General features: G+C 75.2%; 1 protein-coding gene and 1 pseudogene. One reads left to right on the top strand and one right to left on the bottom strand.

Annotated elements, in window-relative coordinates; all coding sequences use genetic code 11:
- Positions 1-361 (top strand): RICIN domain-containing protein (locus E1258_RS32905; protein ID WP_165949971.1); only part of this gene is annotated, 361 nt, incomplete at its 5' end.
- A gap of 141 nt (positions 362-502) precedes the next feature.
- Here the strand turns inward: E1258_RS32905 and E1258_RS32910 are convergent.
- Positions 503-862: pseudogene (locus E1258_RS32910) on the bottom strand (ATP-dependent DNA helicase); the annotation flags it as partial.

Here is an 862-nt window from a genome sequence, read left to right on the forward strand (position 1 = left end):
GTCCGGGCGCTGCGTCGAAGTGCCCAACGGCAGCACCACCAACGGCGTCCAGACGCAGCTGTGGGACTGCACCGGCGTCACCGCCCAACGCTGGACCCTCACCGCGAGCAGGCAACTCCAGGTGTACGGCAGCAAGTGCCTCGACGCCAGCGGCGCGGGCACCAGCAACGGCACCCAGGTGATCATCTGGGACTGCCACGGCGGCGCCAACCAGCAGTGGAACGTCAACGCCAACGGCACCATCACCAACGCCCAGTCCGGGCTCTGCCTGGACGCCAACGCCGCAGGCACCGCCAACGGCACCAAGCTCATTCTCTGGTCCTGCAACGGCGGCACCAACCAGCAGTGGAGCCTGCGCTGATCCGCGACCTTCTCCGTCACCGTCTCGCCGGGACGCCCCTCGGGCGCATCCCCCGTTGACGGCGGCCGGCCCGGCGTCTCGACCCGCCGGGCCGGCCGCGTCAGCTTCCCGGTTGCTCGCGTCGCCACCGCCGGGCAGCGGTCAGCCGCGCAGGCGCAGGCCGCGTGGGGTGGCCCGGAACCCGGCGGCGGTCAGCGCGTCGCTCAGCGGGGACGCCGAGACGGCCTCCCCGTCGGCCCGCTCCACCGAGATCGCGCCGAGCGCGCCGGTGTGCACCGCGTCGGCGAGCGCCCTGCCGGCCGCCGCGAGGGCGTCGGGATCGTCGGCGAAGGAGAGGATCGTCCGGCCGCCCCGCTCGACGTAGAGCACCAGCTCGCCGCCGACCAGCACCACCAGGGCACCCGCCTTGCGGCCGGCCCGGTGCGCGGTGGCCGGGGCCGCCCCGTCGCCGGAGTCGACCGCCCGCTCGGGCCAGGGCAGCGCCGCCCCGTACGGGTTGGC

Source organism: Micromonospora sp. KC207, from assembly GCF_004348615.1.
Taxonomy (GTDB): Bacteria; Actinomycetota; Actinomycetes; order Mycobacteriales; family Micromonosporaceae; genus Micromonospora.